Source organism: Burkholderia sp. Ax-1724, assembly GCF_011752995.1.
In the GTDB taxonomy this organism is placed as follows: Bacteria; Pseudomonadota; Gammaproteobacteria; order Burkholderiales; family Burkholderiaceae; genus Paraburkholderia.
Window position 1 is genome coordinate 20,361 of record NZ_VWWL01000025.1, and the last position, 19,535, is coordinate 39,895.

Consider the following 19,535-nt stretch of genomic DNA (forward strand, 5'->3'; position numbering starts at 1 on the left):
GCCTCGCCGGAAAACTCGCGCATGCGTAATTGCGGGTGTCGCAAGGTATCGCGGTCGTGGCAAACTCTCTACAATGAATCTCAACTTGCCATGAAAGCCAGCCTCCAACTCCGCCTATCGCAGCATCTTGCGCTGACGCCGCAACTACAGCAGTCCATCCGGCTGCTGCAGTTGTCGACGCTCGAACTGCAGCAGGAAGTCGCCATGGCGATCTCGCAGAACCCGCTCCTCGAGAACGAGGACGAATGGATCGCGAGCCCGTTGCGGGTGGCTGCCGACGGTTCGGTCATCGCCCAGACGCCGGGTGCGTCCACGCCGTCCGACCCGATGGCCGGCAACGGCTCGTCGGGGTCCGACGGCACGGGCGAGCGCGCCGAAAACGGCGAGCCGCAAGGTGTCGACGAATACAACGGCCTCTCGGGCGACGGCGGCGACGCATCGCAATGGAACCTCGACGACTACGGCCGCTCCGGCAACGCGTCGGATGACGACGACCTGCCGCCGCTGCAAATCCACGAGTCGAGCACCTCACTGCGCGATCACCTGATGGCGCAACTGCGCGTCACCCAGGCTAGCCCGCGCGACCGGGCGCTCGTCACGTTTCTGATCGAATCTCTCGACGACGACGGCTACCTCGCCGCCACGCTCGAAGAAGTGCTGGCCGATCTGCCCGACGAACTCGAAGTCGACCTCGACGAACTGAATGCCGCGCTGGCGCTGCTGCATAGCTTCGACCCGGCCGGGGTCGGCGCGCGCTCCGCGTCGGAATGCTTGAAGCTGCAACTGCTGCGGCTCGATCCGTCGCCCACCCGCACGCTCGCGCTAGACATTGTCGGCCATCACCTGGAATTGCTCGCGGCGCGCGATTTCACGCGTCTGCGCAAGCACCTGAAAGCGAACGACGACGATCTGCGCGACGCCCATGTGCTGATCCGCTCGCTCGAACCGTTTCCCGGCGCCGCCTACGGCAAGGCCGAAGCGGACTACGTCGTGCCCGACATCATGGTGCGCAGAACCGCTCAAGGATGGCAGGCCGAACTGAATCCCGAAGTCGTGCCGAAGCTGCGCATCAACCATCTGTACGCGAATATTCTGCGCAATAACCGGGGCGATCCCGGCAGCGGTTCATTGCGCCAGCAGCTTCAGGAAGCACGCTGGCTGATCAAAAACATCCAGCAGCGTTTCGAGACGATCCTGCGAGTTGCGCAGGCAATCGTCGAGCGTCAGAAGAGCTTTTTCGTGCACGGCGAAATTGCCATGCGCCCCTTGGTTTTGCGGGAAATTGCTGATACGCTGGGCCTACACGAGTCAACTGTCTCGCGTGTGACAACCGGCAAATACATGCTGACCCCATTCGGGACGCTGGAATTCAAGTACTTTTTCGGCTCACACGTATCGACTGACACAGGCGGCGCGGCCTCTTCAACGGCCATTCGCGCGCTGATCAAACAACTGATAGGAGCGGAAAACCCGAAATCGCCACTCTCAGACAGTCGCATAGCCGAATTGCTGGCGGAACAGGGCTTCGTGGTCGCACGGCGTACCGTGGCGAAATACCGTGAAGCGCTCAAGATCCCGGCAGTCAACCTGCGCAAGTCTCTGTAGCCCGCCGCGTTTTGCAGCGGGCATTTACCGGCCGCTCCGTGCATGACGGACAGGCCGGCCGCTGCGACCTGCCAGATGTCAGTCACCGGGGGGCGACACAGGCAAGCCGTCAGATCGACCGGACCTTTGTCATTGTGCGGACCAAGCGGCATTAGCTTGGAGAAGCACTATGAATCTCAAGATCAGTGGACACCACCTCGAAGTAACGCCTGCGTTGCGCGAATACGTGATCACCAAACTGGACAGGGTGCTAAGACATTTCGATCAGGTCATCGACGGCAGTGTGGTCCTCTCGGTCGACAACCATAAGGAAAAAGACAAGCGTCAGAAGGTGGAAATCAATCTCCATCTGAAGGGTAAAGACATTTTTGTCGAGAGTTGTGACAGTGATTTGTACGCGGCGATAGATCTTGTGATCGACAAGCTCGACAGACAGGTGATCCGCCACAAGGATCGTCTGCAAGGACATCAGCACGAGGCGATCAAGTATCAGCCGGCGCCGCAACTGGACGTGCCGCCGCAATAGGAGAATTAGAGGAAATCATTCATTTTCCCGCTCCGTCAAGCCGCCCGCAACCGGGCGGTTTTTCGTTTTCGGGCCACGTTCCCCGCGCCGTTTCCGCATGCCGTGCATGGTTTTCGCCAGTCTTTGCGCGAAGCGAAACGAGTCGCGGCGCAAGCGGTGAAAAACCTGGTATGCATCAATGGCGCGCCGCACCATCGTCCGCTACCCTGTTCTATAATGTTCCGGTTACCATCGGGGTCAAGCCAGCTCTTTGAATACGGCCGGCCGGAGTCTCGCGCTTTGGGCGACGACTCTCACCGCACGTCTTCGCGAGCATCAAACGAATGGAACGCCACTTAAACGCCCCGGTGGGGAGAACCCAGGCCACGTTTTCGCCTGTCAACATGAATCGTTTAGCCAAATTTCTTCCCCTCGAGAACGTCGTCATCGGACTATCGGTCACCAGCAAGAAACGCGTGTTCGAGCAAGCGGGCCTGATCTTCGAGAACCAGAACGGCATCGCCCGCAGTACCGTCACTGACAATCTTTTTGCGCGAGAGCGCCTCGGTTCGACCGGACTCGGCGAAGGCGTCGCGATTCCGCACGGGCGCATCAAGGGTCTCAAGCAGCCGCTCGCCGCGTTCGTCCGTCTCGCGGAACCCATCCCTTTCGAAGCACCGGACGGTCAGCCGGTTTCGCTGCTGATCTTCCTGCTCGTGCCCGAACAGGCTACCCAACAGCACCTCGAAATCCTGTCCGAGATTGCCCAGTTGCTGTCCGATCGCGAGGCTCGCGAACGCCTGCATACCGAAGAAGACCGCGAATCGTTGCATCGCCTGCTCACTCAGTGGCAACCTTGATGCAGCGGCGGTAACCCCGCGCACGCGAGCACGGCCCGGCAAGCGGCCCACACTGGAGTCACCGACTCATGGATACGTCCAGCATCAACGCCCAGAGCATTTTCGACGACAACGCAGCCATGCTGAAGCTCAGCTGGCTCACGGGGCATGAAGGCTGGGAGCGCGGCTTTTCCTCGGAATCGGTCGCCAACGCCACCTCGAGCGCCGACCTCGTCGGCCACCTGAACCTGATCCACCCGAACCGGATCCAGGTGCTCGGCGACGCCGAAATCGACTACTACAAACGTCAGACCGACGAAGACCGCTCGCGCCACATGGCCGAGCTGATTGCGCTGGAGCCGCCGTTCCTGGTGGTGGCCGGCGGCGTCGCCGCGCCGCCGGAACTGGTGCTGCGCTGCACGCGCTCGTCCACGCCGCTCTTCACGACGCCGACCTCGGCGGCCGCGGTAATCGACAGCCTGCGTCTCTACATGTCGCGCATCCTCGCGCCGCGCGCGACGCTGCACGGCGTGTTTCTCGACATCCTCGGCATGGGCGTGCTGCTCACCGGCGACTCGGGTCTCGGCAAGAGCGAACTCGGGCTCGAACTGATCAGCCGCGGCCACGGTCTCGTCGCCGACGACGCGGTCGACTTCGTGCGCCTCGGCCCGGACTTCGTCGAAGGACGCTGCCCGCCGCTGTTGCAGAATCTGCTCGAAGTGCGCGGCCTCGGTCTCCTCGACATCAAGACGATCTTCGGCGAAACGGCGGTGCGCCGGAAAATGAAGCTGAAGCTGATCGTGCAACTGGTACGCCGCCCCGACGGCGAATTCCAGCGCCTGCCGCTGGAGAGTCAGACCGTCGACGTGCTCGGTCTGCCGATCAGCAAGGTCACGATTCAGGTGGCTGCGGGCCGCAACCTCGCGGTGCTGGTCGAAGCGGCCGTGCGCAACACGATCCTGCAATTGCGCGGCATCGACACGCTGCGCGATTTCATGGACCGCCAGCGTCTCGCCATGCAGGACCCCGACAGCCAGTTTCCCGGCAAGCTGATCTGAAGCCGGGCCGGGCCATGCCGCCCAAGCCATGCAGCGCCCGCGGCAAAAAGCCCGTCCGCGGGCACGCACATGGAAACCGGATGCTATGATGAAATTTACGGTTTCGACGACTCCATGCGCATAATCCTGATCACCGGCATCTCCGGCTCCGGCAAGTCCGTTGCCCTGAACGCGCTTGAAGACGCGGGCTATTATTGCGTCGACAATCTGCCGCCGCGCTTTCTGCCGCAACTCGCCAGCTATCTCGCCGAAGACGGCCAGGATCGTCTCGCGGTCGCGATCGACGCACGCTCGGGTTCGTCGCTCGACGAAATGCCCGCGATGATCCGCGATCTCAAACGCTCGCACGACGTGCGCGTGCTGTTTCTGAGCGCAAGCACGCAGTCGCTGATTCAACGCTTTTCCGAAACGCGCCGGCGCCATCCGCTATCCGGCTCGCCCGCGCACGATGCGGACGTGGGCCTGCTCACCTCGCTCGCCGAAGCGATCGAGCGCGAGCGCGAACTGGTCGCGGGGCTCGCCGAATTCGGCCATCAGATCGACACGAGCAATCTGCGCGCGAACGTGCTGCGCGCATGGGTCAAGCGTTTCATCGAACAGGAAGACGCCGGGCTCGTGCTGATGTTCGAGTCGTTCGGCTTCAAACGCGGCGTGCCGCTCGATGCGGATTTCGTATTCGACGTACGCACGCTGCCGAACCCGTACTACGATCATGAATTGAGGCCGCTCACCGGCCTCGACAAACCGGTGATGGATTTTCTCGATGCGCAGCCGGTCGTCCACGAGATGATCGACGACATCGAGAAGTATCTGTCCAAGTGGCTGCCGCATTTCCGCGACGACAATCGCAGCTACCTGACCGTCGCAATCGGTTGCACGGGCGGCCAGCACCGCTCGGTGTTCATCGCGGAGACGCTTGCCGCGCGTCTCGCAACATCGGCGAATGTGATTGTGCGGCACCGCGATGCGCCGGTCGACGTCGGCGAATCATCGAAGCTGATCGCTTAACTGGCCGCATCGCGCGGCCTTAACCGAAAGCGTTGCGCCATGTCCTCTACGCCTACTGTGTACGCCGATTTGCCGCTGTTTCCGCTGCATACGGTGCTCTTCCCCGATGGATTGCTGCCGCTGAAGATTTTCGAAGCGCGCTATCTCGACATGGCGCGCGACTGTCTGCGCGAAAAGACCTCGTTCGGCGTATGCCTGCTGAAAAGCGGAGCGGAAGTGGCGCGCGAGGAAGAGCCTTCGGTGCCCGAAGCCATTGGCTGTCTCGCCGAAATCGACGAATGCGACGTCGAAGCGTTCGGCATGCTGCTGATTCGCGCGCGCGGCACGAAGCGTTTTCGCCTGCTGTCGCATCGCGTCGAAGCAAGCGGTTTGCTGGTCGGCATGGCGGAGCCGCTCGCCGACGATCAGCCGCTCGAAGGCAACGATCTGCTGGCCAAATTCGGCGCCTGCGCGGAAGTGCTCGAAAGGATCATCGCGACGATCCGCGAGCGCGACCCGGATAGTCTGCCGTTCGCGGAGCCGTTCAGGCTCGCCGATCCCTCATGGGTGTCGAACCGTCTCGCCGAAGTGCTGCCGATCGCGCTGCGCGCCCGGCAAAAGCTGATGGAACTGACCGATGCCGGCGCGCGCATCGACGTCGTGCATCACTACATGCAGCAACATCAGCTGCTGTGACGTGACGGCAACCGCGAGCATTGCACGAGCGGCAGCACGCACGATGCCGGCAGCGCCGCCGCTGCGCACGATCCGTTAGATCAACGAACCCTGCAGGCTGTCCAGCAGCTTGCGCACCGGCGCCGGCACTCCGAACGAATCGAGATCGCCGAGCGCGACCCATGCGGTATCGGCGTCGTTCAACGCCGCCAATGCGCCGGTGCCGCGATCCAGCTCCGCGATGCGCGGCTCGATATCGAGCTTGAAATGCGTGAATACATGCGAAAACGGCGCGAGCGGCGACACCGTGCCGTCGCTACCGAACGCTCGCGCGCGCTCGGCGAGCGCGGCTTCGTCGGCGGCTTCGGGCAGACTCCACAAGCCGCCCCAGATGCCCGACGGCGGCCGCCGCTCGAGCATCACCGCGTTGCCGTCGCGCAGCACGAGCATCCAGGTGCGGCGCGTCGGCACGGCTTTCTTCGGCCGCGCCGTGGGCAAGTCGCGCTGACGTCCGGTGACATTCGCAACGCAGTCGACGGCGAACGGGCAGCGCGCGCAGTCTGGCCGGCCGCGCACGCATAGCGTCGCGCCGAGATCCATCAAGCCCTGCGTGTACGCGCTAACTTCGTCGTCCGATGCATCGACCGGCAGCAGCGATTCGGCGAGCGTCCACATCGCGTTCTCGACCTTCTTCTCGCCCGGGAATCCGTCGACGCCGAACACGCGCGCGAGCACGCGCTTCACGTTGCCGTCGAGAATCGTCGCGCGCGCGCCGAAGGCGAACGAGGCGATCGCGGCAGCCGTCGAGCGGCCGATGCCGGGCAGGTCCGCGAGTTCCTCGACCGAGGCCGGAAACGCGCCACCGTGCCGCTCGACCACGACCTGCGCGCAGCGATGCAGATTGCGCGCGCGCGTGTAGTAACCGAGGCCGGCCCACAGCGCCATCACGTCGTCGGACGGCGCGGCGGCCAGCGCGGCGACATCGGGAAAACGCGCGAGAAACTTCGCGTAGTACGGAATCACCGTCGACACCTGGGTCTGCTGCAACATGATTTCCGACAGCCAGATGCGGTACGGGTCGCGCGTGTTCTGCCAGGGCAGATCGTGCCGGCCGTGCTGGCGCTGCCATGCGATGAGGCGCGCGGAAAAATCGGGCATCGCGGGAAAAACGGGCGCCGCGGCGGACGCGCCCGCGCGTGAGTTCGCACGCGGGGTCGTAGTGGGTGTCAGGCGGGAAGGCATCGGAAATCTAGCGCTGGCAGGTGGGACAGAAGTACGTGGAGCGCTGCCCCTGCACGATCTGTTTGATGGGCGTTGCACACACGCGGCAGGGTTGGCCCGCGCGATCATAGACGAAATAGTCGAGCTGGAAGTAGCCGCTTTCGCCGTCGCTGCCGACGAAATCGCGCAGCGTGCTGCCGCCCTTCTCGATCGCGGCGGCAAGCGTCACGCGCACCGCGTCGGCGAGCAGTTCATAGCGCGCGAGCGAGACGCGCCCCGCCGCGGTGGTCGGCCGGATGCCCGCGCGAAACAGGCTCTCCGACGCGTAAATATTGCCCACGCCGACGACGATTTCTCCAGCCAGCAGCACCTGCTTCACCGACACCTTGCGCCCGCGCGTCAGCCGGTGCATCAGCGCGCCCGAGAACGCCGGCGAGAAGGGCTCGACGCCGAGCCCCGCGAGCAGCGGGTGCGCAAGGATGTCGCCCGCCTCGCGCGGATGCCACAACACCGCGCCGAAACGCCGCGGATCGCGATAACGCAGGATGAAGTCGTCGAAGATCCAGTCGACGTGATCGTGCTTCGCCGCGGCCGGCGGCTGCGGCACGTGACGCAGCACGCGCAGCGTGCCGGTCATGCCGAGATGCACGATGAACCAGCCCGCGTCGATTTCGAACAGCAGGTACTTGCCGCGCCGCTCGACCTTGCGCACCACATGGCCGCGCAAGGTTTTCGCAAGGCCGGCCGGAATCGGCCAGCGCAGCGCGGGCGTACGCACTTCGACGCGCTCGACCTTGCGCCCGGACACATACGGTTCGATCCCTCGGCGGGTAACCTCGACTTCTGGCAACTCTGGCATGTCTGATCGGTCTGCTACTTGCGTGGGTGGTTGTGCGCGTATTGTAGCGAGCGCGTTACAATCGACTGAAACATTGAACGGATTTCCATGAACGTGTCCTTCGTGAAGCTGCTTTCAAGGCGCCTCGCGCGCATGTCCAACGTGCCACATGCCGTATCCGCCCGGCGGATGCTCGGCGCAGCTGCGCTCGCATTATGGGCGCTGGCCGCCGTGCCCGCGCATGCGCAGGACCCCGCGCCGGATTCGGACGACACGTCGGTCACCTTGCCGGACCCGCTCGGTCCCGCAACGCCCGAAGACGAGAAATCGCTGCCGGACGTGCCGTTGTCGAGCCAGATCGTCTTCCAGGTGCTCGCCGCCGAGATCGCGCTGCAGCGCGACCAGCCGGCGCCCGCCTATCAAACCTACCTCGCGCTCACGCGCGACACGCACGACCCGCGCATGGCGCAGCGCGCCACCGAAATCGCGCTGGCCGCGCAAAGCCCGTCGGACGCGCTGGCCGCCGCGCAATTGTGGCAGCAGTACGCGCCGGATTCGGAGCGCGCCGCGCAACTCGACGCCTCGCTGCTCGTGCTGTCCGGCAAGCCCGACGACGCGGCGCCGATCCTCGCGCGCGAACTGGCGAAGGTGCCCGAGGAAAACCGCGGCAACGCGATCCTCTCGCTGCAGTTGCTGCTCTCGCGCGGCCCGAATCGCATCGGCGGTCTGCATGTATTGCAGGACCTCGCGAAGAACGACCTGAACCGGCCCGAAGCGCAACTCGCGCTCGCCCGTCAGCAGTTGCTGTCCGACGACGCGCCGGGCGCCCGCAAATCGCTCGAGCAGGCGCTGACCCTGAAACCCGACTATCTGCCGGCGGCGCTGACGCTCTCGCAAATGGGCCCGGAAGAGCGCAAGGAAGGCATCGCGTCGCTCGAAAAATACGTGCAGCAGAATCCGAAATCGCATGACGCGCGGCTCGCGCTCGCGCAGATGTATCTCGCGAGCGACCGTCTCGACGACGCGCAGAAGCAGTTCGAGAGCATGCGCAAGGCGAACCCGAACGACCTCACGCCGTTGATGGCGCTCGCGCTGATCAAGATCCAGCAGAAAAATTTCGCCGACGCGCAGACCTATCTGACGCAATACGCGCAGCTGGCTGACAAGACGCCGGGCGCCGATGCGGGCCAGGCCTACATCTACCTGGCGCAACTGTCGCTCGAACAGAAAAACGAAGCGGCAGCGAACGACTGGCTCAACAAGATTGCGCCGACCAGCCAGCAGTACATGCCCGCGCAGATCACGCGCGCGCAGCTGCTCGCGAAGCAGGGCAAGACCGACGACGCGCGCAAGCTGCTCGCCGGCCTGCAGACCTCCGACCCGCGCGACATGGCGCTGATCGCGCGCACCGACGCCGCGATCCTGTTCGACGCGAAGCGCTACCCCGAGGCCGAAGAGCGCCTGCAGCAAGCCACGGCAAACTTCCCCGACGACCCCGACCTCACCTACGACTACGCGATGGCCGCCGAAAAGACCGGCCATTACGACATCATGGAAGCGCAGTTGCGCAAGCTGATGAAGACGCAGCCGGACAATCCGCAGGCGTACAACGCGCTCGGCTATTCGCTGGCCGATCGCAATCAGCGTCTTCCGGAAGCGGACAAGCTGGTCGAAAAGGCCTCGGCCCTCGCGCCGAACGACGCGTTCATCATGGACAGCGTGGGCTGGGTCAAATACCGGATGGGCAACACGGCGGATGCGATCAAGCTGCTGCGCAAGGCGTACAGCATCCAGCCGAACGCCGAAATCGGCGCACACCTCGGCGAAGTGCTGTGGAAAACCGGCGAGCAGGACGAGGCGCGCGCAGCATTCCGTGCCGCGCGCAAGCTCGAGCCGGACAACGACACCCTCGTCAAAACGCTGCAACGTCTTCAGGTAAACGATCTTTGATGCGTCTTTCCCGTTTGATTTCCTGTTCCGGGGCGCCGCGCGGCATGGCGCTCGGATTCGCGGCGGCGGCCGTTGTCGCGCTGGCGGGCTGCGCGTCGGTGCAACCGCAGGGGGCGTCCACGTCGAAGGCCGCGACCGAAGTGACCGCGCAAACGAGCCGCTCGTATCAGGGCCGTTTCGCGGTCCAGTACAACGACCAGAACGGCCAGCAACGCAACGCCTACGGCAACTTCTCGTGGCAGGAAACCGGCGACACCGTGACCCTGCAATTGCGCAATCCGCTTGGTCAGACCCTGGCTATCGTCACGTCGTCGCCGGCCTCGGCCACGCTCGAATTGCCGAACCGCGCACCGCTCACCGCGGATAACGTCTCCACGCTGATGCAGAATGCACTCGGGTTCACGCTGCCGGTCGAAGGTCTGCGCTACTGGCTGCAGCCGTCTCCCGCACCGACCTCGCGCGCGAAGACCGAGAACGACCCGCAGCAGCCGTCGCGCTTGAAGCAGATCACGCAGGACGGCTGGACCATCGACTATCTCGCGTATGCCGATGCACCGGCTACCGGCGTAAAGCGCCTCAATCTGAGCCGCTCGGAGCCGCCGCTCGACATCAAGCTCGTGCTGGATCAGTGACGGCTTTTCGCCAGGGCGGCCGGTACGACGGCCGCTTTCGAAGGCCGCTTTGAAAACCTTCGCCCCTGCATCCGTTCACGCAGCGTTACCGCCCGTTTGGCGCCACCTTGGCGCAGGTAGCTTTCACTCATGATCGAAACAACCGATTCGCTGCGCGATTGCCTCGCGCCAGCGAAACTGAATCTCTTCCTGCACATCACGGGCCGCCGGCCAGATGGCTATCACACTCTGCAAACGGTCTTTCAGCTGCTCGACTGGGGCGACACGCTGCACTTCACGCGCCGCGACGACGGGCTCATCACACGCCGCACCGAAATCGCCGATGTGCCGCCCGAGCATGACCTCACGGTACGCGCCGCGACGCTGCTGAAAGCGCACACGGGTTCGCGCGAGGGCGTCGACATCGAAATCGACAAGCGCCTGCCGATGGGCGCCGGACTCGGCGGTGGCAGCTCGGACGCAGCGACGACGCTGCTCGCGCTCAATCGCTTATGGAAACTCGACCTGCCGCGCCAGGAATTGCAGGATCTTGCGCTGAAGCTCGGTGCGGACGTGCCTTTTTTCGTATTTGGGAAAAATGCCTTCGCAGAGGGTGTTGGGGAAGCGTTAGACGTTGTACAATTGCCGCCGCGTCACTTCCTGGTAGTGACACCGAGGGTGCAGGTTCCAACTGCAGCGATTTTTTCCGAAAAAGCGTTGACAAGAGATACAAAGCCCCTCATAATTACGGACTTTCCTGCAGAACACAGCTGCAACACTGATTGGCCGGAAAGTTTTGGCCGGAATGACATGCAGCAGGTTGTCGTAGGAAAGTACGCGGAAGTAGCGCAAGTGCTGCGATGGTTTGAAAACATCGCGCCAGCGCGGATGTCCGGATCGGGTGCGAGTGTTTTTGCAGCGTTCCGTAGCAAAGCCGAGGCAGAAGCGGCGCAAGCCAAGTTGCCAAGCGAATGGAACAGTGCAGTGGCAGCGAGCCTGGATCAGCATCCACTCTTTGCTTTCGCGTCATAAGTTTTGCATCGTCGAACGAAACTCCACGGTCGGCGGAGCTCAAAGTTAGTGTAGGGGAGTCGCCAAGCTGGTTAAGGCACCGGATTTTGATTCCGGCATGCAAAGGTTCGAATCCTTTCTCCCCTGCCAAAAATTCTCGTAGTTCGCTGTGGTTCGTCACAGCAATCATATCTCTCCCGCCCCCAGCCTGAAGTAGGTGCACGATGAGCAGCCATGACGGCCTGATGGTTTTTACTGGCAACGCAAATCCCGCGCTTGCCCAGGAAGTCGTCAAAAACCTCGGTATTCCCCTCGGCAAAGCAATGGTCAGCCGTTTTTCGGACGGTGAGATCCAGGTCGAGATTCAGGAAAACGTGCGTGGCAAGGATGTCTTCGTCCTGCAATCCACGTGTGCACCGACGAACGACAATCTGATGGAACTGATGATCATGGTCGATGCGCTCAAACGCGCATCCGCAGGCCGGATCACCGCAGCCATCCCCTACTTCGGTTATGCCCGTCAGGATCGGCGCCCGCGTTCGGCGCGCGTCGCCATCTCGGCGAAGGTCGTGGCGAACATGCTGGAAATCGCCGGCGTCGAGCGGATCATCACGATGGATCTGCACGCTGACCAGATTCAAGGCTTCTTCGACATCCCGGTCGACAACATCTACGCAACGCCCGTGTTGCTCGGCGATCTGCGCAAGCAGAACTACGACAACCTGCTGGTCGTTTCGCCGGACGTCGGCGGCGTGGTGCGCGCCCGTGCACTGGCAAAGCAGCTCAATTGCGATCTCGCGATCATCGACAAGCGTCGCCCGAAGGCGAACGTCGCCGAAGTGATGAACATCATCGGTGAAGTCGAAGGCCGCACCTGCGTGATCATGGACGACATGGTCGACACGGCCGGCACGCTGTGCAAGGCCGCGCAGGTTCTGAAGGAACGCGGCGCGAAGCAGGTGTTCGCGTACGCCACTCACCCGGTTCTGTCGGGCGGCGCAGGCGAGCGTATCGCCGCTTCCGCACTCGACGAACTTGTGGTCACGGACACGATCCCGCTCGGCGAAGAAGCCCGTTCGTGCGCAAAGATCCGTTCGTTGACGAGCGCCGGCCTGCTCGCCGAAACGTTCTCGCGCATCCGCCGCGGCGATTCGGTCATGTCGCTGTTCGCCGAGAGTTAAGCATTTGCGAAGACGCCGCGTACCGCTTCATGCGACACGCGGCGTTTTTGCACAATCGGCATGAACGAACGAAGGTTCGTGCCGCTATCCCGGGCCTCAGCCATTACGGCTTCGAGGCCCTGTTTTTACTGCCTGGTCGCGGGCAGTGCATTGGAGATTCAACATGAAAGTAGTCGCTTTCGAGCGTTCCCTGCAAGGTACGGGTGCGAGCCGCCGCCTGCGTAACTCGGGTAAGACCCCGGGTATCGTTTATGGCGCGGGTGCTGACACGCAACTGATCGAACTCGATCACAACGCCCTGTGGCACGCGCTCAAGAAAGAAGTTTTCCACTCGTCGATCCTCGAACTGGAAGTGGCCGGCAAGTCGCAACAGGTTCTGCTGCGCGACGTGCAATACCACCCGTTCCGTCAGCTCGTGCTGCACGTGGACTTCCAGCGCGTCGACGCATCGAAGAAGCTGCACACCAAGGTGCCGCTGCACTTCCTGAACCAGGAAAGCAACCCGGCAGTGAAGCTGTCGAGCGCGGTGATCTCGCACGTCCTCAACGAAATCGAAATCGAGTGCCTGCCGTCGGCACTGCCCGAATTCATCGAAGTCGACCTCGCGAAGATCGAAGCAGGTCAATCGGTTCACGCGAAGGACATCCCGTTGCCGGCAGGTGTGGCGCTCGTCGCCCACGTCGACGCGGAAAACCCGGTGGTTGCTGCTGCAACGATCCCGGCTGGCGCGATCTCCGGAGACGCCGCTGCTGCTGAAGGCGAAACGCCGGCTGCTTAAGGGCCCTTCGGTTCAGAGCAAGCAATCCTCTCGATCCGTTTCCCATGAAACGGTCGATGTGACCCGCCGAGGTTCGCCCTGGCGGGTTTTTTTTCGGCTTTTTGGGTCCGGCTGCAGTTCCCTTCCGGGCCAGATGGACTCACGCAATCATGATCAAGCTGATCGTCGGGCTCGGCAATCCGGGCGCCGAATACACCGCGACGCGTCACAACGCCGGCTTCTGGCTGGTCGATCAACTCGCGCGCGAGGCAGGCACGACGCTGCGCGACGAGCGGCGCTTCCACGGTTTTTACGCGAAAGCGCGGCTGCACGGCGAGGAAGTGCATCTGCTGGAGCCGCAAACCTATATGAACCGTTCCGGCCAATCGGTCGTGGCGGTGGCGCAGTTCTTCAAGATTCTTCCCGACGAGATTCTGGTCGCGCACGACGAGCTCGACATGCCGCCCGGCAGCGTCAAGCTGAAGCTCGGTGGCGGCAGCGGCGGGCATAATGGACTGAAGGACATCAGCGCGCATCTGTCGTCGCAGCAATACTGGCGGCTGCGGATCGGCATCGGCCATCCGCGCGACCTGATTCCCGAAAGCGCGCGCGCCGGCGCCAAACCCGACGTCGCCAATTACGTGCTGAAACCGCCGCGCCGCGAAGAGCAGGATGTGATCGACGCGTCGATCGAACGCGCCCTCGCGGTCATGCCCCAGGTCATCAAGGGCGAGCTGGAGCGCGCGATGATGCAGCTGCATCGCAATAACGGCTGAATAACGGCTGACCGGCGCGGCCGGCCGCCATCGCCATTGCAATCGACATCGCCAGGAGAATCGCTTGAGCCGTTACTGGAGTGACATCGTCCACCGTTTGACGCCGTATGTGCCGGGCGAACAGCCCGCGCTCGCGCATCCGGTGAAGCTGAACACCAACGAGAATCCCTACCCGCCGTCGCCGCGCGTGCTCGCGGCGATCCGCCAGGAACTCGGCGACACGGCCGAAGCGCTGCGCCGCTATCCGGACCCTACCGCGCGCAAGCTGCGCGAAACGGTCGCTGCCTATCACGGCATCCGCGCCGAACAGGTGTTTGCGGGCAACGGCTCGGACGAGGTGCTCGCGCTCACGTTCCAGGCCTTGCTCAAGCACGGCAAGCCGCTGCTGTTCCCCGACATCACGTACAGCTTCTATCCGACCTACGCCAGGCTGTTCGAAGTCGATTACCAGACCATCGCGCTCGACGACAACTTTGCGATCGACATCGACGATTACGCGGTGGAGAACGGCGGCATCCTGTTTCCGAACCCGAATGCGCCGACCGGCCGCCCGTTGCCGCTCGCGGACATCGAACGTCTCGTGGCGCGCCATCCGGATTCGGTCGTGGTAATCGACGAGGCTTACGTCGATTTCGGCGCCGAATCGGCAATTGCGCTGATCGATCGCTATCCGAATCTGCTCGTCGTGCAGACCGTGTCGAAATCGCGTTCGCTGGCCGGCATGCGCGTCGGCCTCGCGTTCGGCAATCCGGAGCTGATCGACGCGCTGAACCGCGTGAAAGACAGCTTCAACTCCTACCCGCTCGATCGGCTCGCCCAAGCGGCCGCGACCGCCGCCTACGAAGACGACGCCTGGTTCCGCGACTGCTGCGCGAAGGTGATCGCGAGCCGCGAGCGCCTGGCCGCGGAACTGGGCGCGCTCGGCTTCGAAGTCTTGCCGTCGGCCGCGAATCTGCTGTTCGCGCGCCATGCGGGCTACGACGCGGCGACGCTCGCATTGCGGCTCAGGGAGAAAGAAATTTTCGTGCGCCATTTCAAGGCGCCGCGTATCGACCAGCACCTGCGAATTTCGATCGGCACCGATGCTGAATGCGACATTCTGCTGGATGCGTTACGCGCTATTTTCAGCACGTACGCCGGATAGCGATGCGCGCCTCGGCGGCCTGAGGAAAACACCACCGCAAAACAAAAGCCAGAAACAAAAATGGCGAAGACCCATTCAGCCTTCGCCATTTTTTTGCTGCACGCATCAACCCCGAACGTCACGCACCCTTCGCGGCTTGCAGCGCGTGATACTTCGCCATCAAGCCTTCGCGCGTTTCCAGATGTTCCGGGTCGCGTGGAATGCACTCCACCGGGCACACCTGAATGCACTGCGGCTCGTCGAAATGGCCGACGCACTCGGTACATTTCTTCGGATCGATCACATAGATTTCCGTGCCCATCGAAATCGCATCGTTCGGGCACTCCGGCTCGCAGACGTCGCAATTGATGCACTCGTCGGTAATCATCAGGGCCATGCTTTCGTCAACTTTCCTAGAAAAAACAATACATTATAGCTTTTTAGCCTTCCGCACGGTCGTGCAAAATTCCCCGAAATCCACGTTTTTGAGTTGCGGCTGAGTTGCACAGGTGTTGCAGATTTTGCAGCGCGCAAAGTCCAGATAGCACGCCAGGCCATGAGCAACAAGACGTTTTCAGCACAATTGCGACGTCAGCGAGCCCGAGTGCCCGAACGACGCGATTTCGATGGGCCCGGAAATCTACGTGATCGATCCGAACTGCTCTGATTGCAACGCAACGTAGGTTCCATCGACGTTTCCCCTACGGTTCACCAAACGAGCCGCCATGTGTTTGGCCGACCTGTTCGACATCTGCGCAGCCTCAAGCTCAAGCAAAGCGCCAGAACGCCGTTAAATCGATGGCGTGCTATGGCTGCACTGATTGAACGGCCAATTTGTTCCCTGGTCCGATTATCGGATCTCTCCATAGCCGCAGGGCATATGGCATCCCTGACCTTGCCTGAACTCCCCCTGTTTCCGACTCAACGAAATGAGCAGCTTCAACGCAATCCTCGACAAAATTCTGTCTGGGCTACCGGACAATTATTACCTCGCGGGCCACAAGGAAGACGGCGCATTCGACCGAGAGATTTTGCAACCGTGTGAGAGTCAAGCCGAGATAGACCCCCAGACCATCGAGGCCGAAGTACTGGCAAGCTGGCAGGTGACGCCGCGCACTCACGAGAATCTTATTGGCATCGCGTACGCCTATGCTGTTGCCGCTAAACGTGCCAGAGATCAAGACAGAGCATGGACGTATCTTTGCCAAGCACAGTATTGGTACGGGGTATCGTCGGCAACCATCGTGCTACCTGATGCGGTAGAGCGTGCCCATGTGACCAAGGCATCCAATGGCGCATCCAAGCGCAATGAGAAGTACGAGCCGTTGCGTTTGCTGGCACGTGAACTGGCCGCATCGGGCAAGTATCAGAGCAAGCGGAACGCGGCGCTATCGATCAGAGAGCCGATTCTTTCGAAAGCCAAGGATCTCAAAGTCAATCTGTCCGAGGATCAAGCCGAGAGAACGATCACGAAGTGGCTGGACGGCATGACGTTTGCCCGCAAACGGTCCACCACTTGCGGCTAAACAGCGTATGTGATGCGGCAAATGCAATTTTGCTGCAAACCGCTCCTAAATAAAATTCAATCCGTCGATTCACCGAACGACGATCAATCGAATTTTATAAGGAGCGGAATATGCAGGAACTCAATCAACTTAAATCCTCCGAACACAAGTCCGATAAGCCGACTTGCACGCCCGAAAGTAATTTCTCAAGCCTCATTAAAAGTGCAATCAATCTCGGTAGCGGCTATCGCCAGAGGTCGCGAGAAATTGCAGCGGTTCATTATGCAGCTGCTCACAAATACCATACCGACGAATCCAACCGCGGCGCGTATGAAGAAGAATTGAAAAAGCTTTGCGTGGAAAATAAAATCGAGGTAACGCCCGGTAAAACGTCCCCTTATCACAAGATCGTGCGCCTTACTTTTACTGATGCGACGAAGCAATATGTCTCGGATAAGGTTCACGTTCTCTCCGTGGCACTCGCAAAACAAATCGAACCTGAAAATTTCTTGGTCTGGCTTGAAAACGAGAGGGGTGAGCGAAAGATTGTTGAAACCTATAGGCGAGACGGATCTTGCAAGCAGAATCCCACCAACAACGACGATCAAGATGTAATTGCAGACGATCTGTATCGTGAGCATAATCGGAATATGCAAGCGCAACGCGCTCGGCAGCATTCAGTCGTATTCGTAATTGATGCAGCTACGGCATCGCAAGTTCTGCCGAAATTGCAGATCGATACGGAATGTGCAGCGATTATTGCACGCCAAACCGATGGCAGCTTTGTCATTAAGGCAGTCGTCGCAGATCGTGATATTGCCGAAGATGTTTATGTCGGTTACTACCGCATCAACTCACATGTAATCGATTCGGCAGTCAAACAGAGGCAGATTGCTGAAATTCTCGAAAGCACGGACGACCTGTCCGTTGCTGACATCCGAAAGAAACTTGGCGATGAGATTGCCAATAAAGCAGTTGAAGCAGCTAGGCAAGTCAGCGAGTTCAATCGGGAAATGTCGCGCGTTCCGGACGCACTTAGAAGATACGTTGAACTGTTAAAAAAGGCCGATGTGGCTTTTGCAGCCAATGGTGACGCCTCACATTACGAAGGAGCAATGGAAGAACTGGAACAAGTACTTGAAGATGATCAATCACTTCAAGGACGCATTGATCGACCATTCGATCGAACAGCAAATCTTTGCCCGGACAATATGCCGCGTCATATTGGATCAAAATCGAGGCATGCAATGAACACCCTCACCACGACAAAACAGAATGCACTTAGGCGCGCTCTGGAAATCGAATATGCAATCTTTCCCGGTATTGAATCGAGAACGTAAAAATAAAATTTACGAAGACTAGAATCGAAGTCCGAAAATCGGACTTCAAATTAAGCCAAAAAGCAAAAGGACAAAAATGAATCACACTCTTAAATTTGATGGGGTATTCCGCGAGGAATTGACTCACGAACCCGATACCTGGATCGCCAAAGCGTTGTTTAACGCGCCCATTGACCACTTTAATGATAGAGAACGTCATCAAAGAATGGTAGCCGCAGAGTATTTCGAGGAAACAGCAGAAGAGATGGCAATATGGATGCACAATAACTCAGAAGGGAAATTGAAATTTGAGAGGTCATTTAATTTCCATGAAGGACAGGCTGAGTTGGCGGCAACCTTGACGTTTCACGATATGAGCGAGTTCGTTTTGTTTGCGATGGAGTATTCTGTTGAACGACACGGAATCGGCAACACGGTGAGTTGCTTACCGGATATTCTGAAAAAGACCCTTGGAAATTCCACGGAATGACGCGACCAAGGCAGTATTGCATGTTGTCGTAGGGGTCATCAGTCTTCCCTTGATGATCCACTACCCCCTCGCTATCCTCGTTTTATCTAGGCATTTCACTCGATGCCGTTCCGATACGAAGCATAGCAAGGGGTTAAATGTTCGCAATCACACGTTTCCACAATTTCATGTCGCTGTATCAAGGGCGGTACGCTACCGCCCTTGCAAAATCGCTTGGCACGTCGGTGTTCGCAGCAAAGGCGCTCGACATCGTCCTGTCCACCGGTGAAATCTCACTCGACAAGTTGCGTCTGCTACTCGGTTGCAGTCGCGGACAGGCAGTTGGTGCCGCATTCGACCTGCACGAGCAGGGCCTAGCCCAAGTCATCAAATTGACAAAAACCTCGAACAGCGAATACTTCCTCGCACCAATCGACGCACAATGCGAAGCTGCACGCCGCTATCGCGCCAAGTTGGAACGACTCGGCCGTGACATGGGCCTATCCGATGCTTTCGAAAAGGCGTTGCCTGCCTTGCAGGCGATCTTCATGGAAGCCCTATCTACGATGGAAGCAAACCAGTAGCACCATCGGCGTTCGGCGGCGCTCGGCACAGCTCATACAACCCGCGCCAATATCCTCCGCTGTGCCTGATACTGGACGTTCTGCGCATCGCCCTGCAGTTCCTCAAGCGCTTTCGTCAGCACGTCCTGATACATCGGTAACAGGGATGCCAACTGCTCGGTAACTCCGGCCTCGGCTGCCAGATTGAACACCAGTTTGTCATACCCCTCGAATCCGAAAAGTCGCCCCCGTATCGGCTTCAACACCCGTTGCCGATTGTCGTCACCCTCTTCCGCTATATCGATGTAACCGAGGTGTTGTAGGTCAAATGCAGCGCCGATGATTTGGCCCTGACTTCCGCCAAGGATGCAGCTCAACTCGTGAAGGGTCATGCCGGGAAATTTCCGGATCAGCCCCAAGGCTCGCGCAGCCATAGGCGTCATCTGCAATGCATGGCCTAGCGCCGATGCGCGGCAGCTTTCGTAGACAGACATGAACGTGTGGAACTGGGAAAGTGTATCGCTCGTTGTCATAGGCTGTTG

Annotated in this window: 21 protein-coding genes, 1 tRNA gene and 1 pseudogene; 19 read left to right on the top strand and 4 right to left on the bottom strand. The window is 60.6% G+C overall.

Annotation, left to right across the window (positions count from 1 at the left end):
* The first annotated feature begins 90 nt into the window (after positions 1-90).
* The 6 genes from F3J19_RS26230 (at position 91) to F3J19_RS26255 (ending at position 5,690) form a co-directional block, all read left to right on the top strand.
* A complete protein-coding gene (locus tag F3J19_RS26230; RefSeq protein ID WP_167048284.1) occupies positions 91-1,605 on the top strand; it encodes an RNA polymerase factor sigma-54 in 1,515 nt (504 codons plus the stop codon).
* 169 nt (positions 1,606-1,774) lie between these two features.
* Positions 1,775-2,131, top strand: coding sequence for a ribosome-associated translation inhibitor RaiA (gene raiA / locus F3J19_RS26235; protein ID WP_167048286.1), 357 nt, complete (start codon positions 1,775-1,777; stop codon positions 2,129-2,131).
* Positions 2,132-2,454: 323 nt separating this feature from the next.
* Positions 2,455-2,970, top strand: coding sequence for a PTS sugar transporter subunit IIA (locus tag F3J19_RS26240; protein WP_167048288.1), 516 nt, complete (start codon positions 2,455-2,457; stop codon positions 2,968-2,970).
* A gap of 68 nt (positions 2,971-3,038) precedes the next feature.
* Complete coding sequence (gene hprK, locus F3J19_RS26245; protein WP_008921706.1) at positions 3,039-4,007, top strand: HPr(Ser) kinase/phosphatase; 969 nt, start codon at positions 3,039-3,041, stop codon at positions 4,005-4,007.
* Between the two features lie 114 nt (positions 4,008-4,121).
* Positions 4,122-5,015, top strand: a complete 894-nt coding sequence (rapZ, locus tag F3J19_RS26250) for an RNase adapter RapZ (RefSeq protein WP_167048290.1) — start codon at positions 4,122-4,124, stop codon at positions 5,013-5,015.
* A 39-nt stretch (positions 5,016-5,054) separates the two neighbouring features.
* Positions 5,055-5,690 carry an LON peptidase substrate-binding domain-containing protein gene (locus F3J19_RS26255; protein WP_167048292.1) on the top strand — a complete coding sequence of 212 codons (636 nt, stop codon included), beginning with the start codon at positions 5,055-5,057 and terminating at the stop codon, positions 5,688-5,690.
* 75 nt (positions 5,691-5,765) lie between these two features.
* On the opposite strand, the gene mutY is transcribed toward F3J19_RS26255, so the two are convergent.
* Positions 5,766-6,911, bottom strand: coding sequence for an A/G-specific adenine glycosylase (mutY, locus tag F3J19_RS26260; protein WP_205193250.1), 1,146 nt, complete (start codon positions 6,909-6,911; stop codon positions 5,766-5,768).
* A 7-nt stretch (positions 6,912-6,918) separates the two neighbouring features.
* Positions 6,919-7,749, bottom strand: a complete 831-nt coding sequence (gene mutM / locus F3J19_RS26265; protein WP_167048296.1) for a bifunctional DNA-formamidopyrimidine glycosylase/DNA-(apurinic or apyrimidinic site) lyase — start codon at positions 7,747-7,749, stop codon at positions 6,919-6,921.
* Positions 7,750-7,836: 87 nt separating this feature from the next.
* On the opposite strand from mutM, the gene F3J19_RS26270 reads away from it, so the two are divergent.
* The 8 genes from F3J19_RS26270 to hisC all read left to right on the top strand — a co-directional run bounded on the left by F3J19_RS26270 (position 7,837) and on the right by hisC (position 15,158).
* Positions 7,837-9,678 (top strand): tetratricopeptide repeat protein, encoded by a 1,842-nt coding sequence (locus F3J19_RS26270; protein WP_167048298.1) that lies wholly within the window; start codon positions 7,837-7,839, stop codon positions 9,676-9,678.
* Positions 9,678-10,310, top strand: a complete 633-nt coding sequence (lolB, locus tag F3J19_RS26275) for a lipoprotein insertase outer membrane protein LolB (RefSeq protein WP_167048300.1) — start codon at positions 9,678-9,680, stop codon at positions 10,308-10,310. Before F3J19_RS26270 ends, lolB begins: the two co-directional genes overlap by 1 nt.
* A 129-nt stretch (positions 10,311-10,439) precedes the next feature.
* Positions 10,440-11,321 (top strand): 4-(cytidine 5'-diphospho)-2-C-methyl-D-erythritol kinase, encoded by an 882-nt coding sequence (gene ispE, locus F3J19_RS26280; RefSeq protein ID WP_167048302.1) that lies wholly within the window; start codon positions 10,440-10,442, stop codon positions 11,319-11,321.
* Positions 11,322-11,373: 52 nt separating this feature from the next.
* A tRNA-Gln gene (locus tag F3J19_RS26285) sits at positions 11,374-11,450 on the top strand.
* A 74-nt stretch (positions 11,451-11,524) separates the two neighbouring features.
* Positions 11,525-12,481 (top strand): ribose-phosphate pyrophosphokinase, encoded by a 957-nt coding sequence (locus F3J19_RS26290; protein WP_167048304.1) that lies wholly within the window; start codon positions 11,525-11,527, stop codon positions 12,479-12,481.
* Positions 12,482-12,644: 163 nt separating this feature from the next.
* Positions 12,645-13,259 carry a 50S ribosomal protein L25/general stress protein Ctc gene (locus F3J19_RS26295; protein ID WP_167048306.1) on the top strand — a complete coding sequence of 205 codons (615 nt, stop codon included), beginning with the start codon at positions 12,645-12,647 and terminating at the stop codon, positions 13,257-13,259.
* Positions 13,260-13,408: 149 nt separating this feature from the next.
* Entirely contained in the window at positions 13,409-14,014 is a 606-nt protein-coding gene (gene pth / locus F3J19_RS26300) for an aminoacyl-tRNA hydrolase (protein WP_085482232.1), read from the top strand.
* Between the two features lie 64 nt (positions 14,015-14,078).
* A complete protein-coding gene (hisC, locus tag F3J19_RS26305) occupies positions 14,079-15,158 on the top strand; it encodes a histidinol-phosphate transaminase (protein WP_167048308.1) in 1,080 nt (359 codons plus the stop codon).
* Between the two features lie 118 nt (positions 15,159-15,276).
* Here hisC and F3J19_RS26310 read toward each other — a convergent pair whose 3' ends face one another.
* Positions 15,277-15,534: a YfhL family 4Fe-4S dicluster ferredoxin gene (locus F3J19_RS26310; protein WP_167048310.1), complete on the bottom strand. Its 258-nt coding sequence runs from the start codon at positions 15,532-15,534 to the stop codon at positions 15,277-15,279.
* Positions 15,535-15,718: 184 nt separating this feature from the next.
* Here F3J19_RS26310 and F3J19_RS32790 point away from each other — a divergent pair.
* The 5 genes and pseudogenes from F3J19_RS32790 to F3J19_RS26335 all read left to right on the top strand — a co-directional run.
* A pseudogene (locus F3J19_RS32790) lies at positions 15,719-15,808 on the top strand (ferredoxin); the annotation flags it as partial.
* Positions 15,809-16,066: 258 nt separating this feature from the next.
* A complete protein-coding gene (locus tag F3J19_RS26320; RefSeq protein WP_167048312.1) occupies positions 16,067-16,663 on the top strand; it encodes a hypothetical protein in 597 nt (198 codons plus the stop codon).
* Between the two features lie 110 nt (positions 16,664-16,773).
* Positions 16,774-17,982: a hypothetical protein gene (locus F3J19_RS26325; RefSeq protein ID WP_167048314.1), complete on the top strand. Its 1,209-nt coding sequence runs from the start codon at positions 16,774-16,776 to the stop codon at positions 17,980-17,982.
* A gap of 76 nt (positions 17,983-18,058) precedes the next feature.
* Entirely contained in the window at positions 18,059-18,451 is a 393-nt protein-coding gene (locus F3J19_RS26330; protein ID WP_167048317.1) for a hypothetical protein, read from the top strand.
* 137 nt (positions 18,452-18,588) lie between these two features.
* Positions 18,589-19,014: a hypothetical protein gene (locus F3J19_RS26335; protein WP_167048319.1), complete on the top strand. Its 426-nt coding sequence runs from the start codon at positions 18,589-18,591 to the stop codon at positions 19,012-19,014.
* A gap of 32 nt (positions 19,015-19,046) precedes the next feature.
* Here F3J19_RS26335 and F3J19_RS26340 read toward each other — a convergent pair whose 3' ends face one another.
* The gene (locus tag F3J19_RS26340) at positions 19,047-19,526 is read right to left on the bottom strand and encodes a MarR family transcriptional regulator (protein WP_167048321.1); all 480 of its coding nucleotides are present in this window, start codon (positions 19,524-19,526) and stop codon (positions 19,047-19,049) included.
* Between the last annotated feature and the right edge of the window lie 9 nt (positions 19,527-19,535).

Excerpts from the sequence above, each read along its gene's own strand:
- F3J19_RS26230 (WP_167048284.1), top strand. The coding sequence starts at position 91 with ATGAAAGCCAGCCTCCAACTCCGCCTATCGCAGCATCTTGCGCTGACG.
- raiA (WP_167048286.1), top strand. The coding sequence starts at position 1,775 with ATGAATCTCAAGATCAGTGGACACCACCTCGAAGTAACGCCTGCGTTG.
- F3J19_RS26240 (WP_167048288.1), top strand. The coding sequence starts at position 2,455 with ATGGAACGCCACTTAAACGCCCCGGTGGGGAGAACCCAGGCCACGTTT.
- hprK (WP_008921706.1), top strand. The coding sequence starts at position 3,039 with ATGGATACGTCCAGCATCAACGCCCAGAGCATTTTCGACGACAACGCA.
- rapZ (WP_167048290.1), top strand. The coding sequence starts at position 4,122 with ATGCGCATAATCCTGATCACCGGCATCTCCGGCTCCGGCAAGTCCGTT.
- F3J19_RS26255 (WP_167048292.1), top strand. The coding sequence starts at position 5,055 with ATGTCCTCTACGCCTACTGTGTACGCCGATTTGCCGCTGTTTCCGCTG.
- mutY (WP_205193250.1), bottom strand. The coding sequence starts at position 6,911 with ATGCCTTCCCGCCTGACACCCACTACGACCCCGCGTGCGAACTCACGC.
- mutM (WP_167048296.1), bottom strand. The coding sequence starts at position 7,749 with ATGCCAGAGTTGCCAGAAGTCGAGGTTACCCGCCGAGGGATCGAACCG.
- F3J19_RS26270 (WP_167048298.1), top strand. The coding sequence starts at position 7,837 with ATGAACGTGTCCTTCGTGAAGCTGCTTTCAAGGCGCCTCGCGCGCATG.
- lolB (WP_167048300.1), top strand. The coding sequence starts at position 9,678 with ATGCGTCTTTCCCGTTTGATTTCCTGTTCCGGGGCGCCGCGCGGCATG.
- ispE (WP_167048302.1), top strand. The coding sequence starts at position 10,440 with ATGATCGAAACAACCGATTCGCTGCGCGATTGCCTCGCGCCAGCGAAA.
- F3J19_RS26290 (WP_167048304.1), top strand. The coding sequence starts at position 11,525 with ATGAGCAGCCATGACGGCCTGATGGTTTTTACTGGCAACGCAAATCCC.
- F3J19_RS26295 (WP_167048306.1), top strand. The coding sequence starts at position 12,645 with ATGAAAGTAGTCGCTTTCGAGCGTTCCCTGCAAGGTACGGGTGCGAGC.
- pth (WP_085482232.1), top strand. The coding sequence starts at position 13,409 with ATGATCAAGCTGATCGTCGGGCTCGGCAATCCGGGCGCCGAATACACC.
- F3J19_RS26310 (WP_167048310.1), bottom strand. The coding sequence starts at position 15,534 with ATGGCCCTGATGATTACCGACGAGTGCATCAATTGCGACGTCTGCGAG.
- F3J19_RS26320 (WP_167048312.1), top strand. The coding sequence starts at position 16,067 with ATGAGCAGCTTCAACGCAATCCTCGACAAAATTCTGTCTGGGCTACCG.
- F3J19_RS26325 (WP_167048314.1), top strand. The coding sequence starts at position 16,774 with ATGCAGGAACTCAATCAACTTAAATCCTCCGAACACAAGTCCGATAAG.
- F3J19_RS26330 (WP_167048317.1), top strand. The coding sequence starts at position 18,059 with ATGAATCACACTCTTAAATTTGATGGGGTATTCCGCGAGGAATTGACT.
- F3J19_RS26335 (WP_167048319.1), top strand. The coding sequence starts at position 18,589 with ATGTTCGCAATCACACGTTTCCACAATTTCATGTCGCTGTATCAAGGG.
- F3J19_RS26340 (WP_167048321.1), bottom strand. The coding sequence starts at position 19,526 with ATGACAACGAGCGATACACTTTCCCAGTTCCACACGTTCATGTCTGTC.